At 64.6% G+C, this 263-nt stretch carries 1 protein-coding gene; it reads left to right on the top strand.

Annotated features, from left to right (window positions below):
* Positions 1-263 (top strand): condensation domain-containing protein (locus tag ADL29_RS12855; RefSeq protein WP_157878483.1); only part of this gene is annotated, 263 nt, incomplete at both ends.

Raw genomic sequence — 263 nt, 5'->3', positions numbered from 1 at the left:
GATGGCGGCGTTGCTGACCCGTCTGGGCGCGGGAACGGACGTACCGCTGGGCAGCGGTCTGGCGGGGCGGACGGACGAAGCCCTGGATGACCTGATCGGGTTCTTTGTGAATACGTTCGTGCTGCGGACGGACACTTCCGGGGATCCGAGTTTTACGGAGCTGCTGGGGCGGGTTCGGGAGACGAGCCTGGCGGCTTATGCGAACCAGGACGTGCCGTTCGAGTATTTGGTGGAGGTGCTCAATCCGCAGCGTTCCGCCGGAT

Source organism: Streptomyces chattanoogensis, assembly GCF_001294335.1.
GTDB lineage: Bacteria > Actinomycetota > Actinomycetes > Streptomycetales > Streptomycetaceae > Streptomyces > Streptomyces chattanoogensis.
This window is presented reverse-complemented; position numbering and strand designations above follow the sequence as displayed.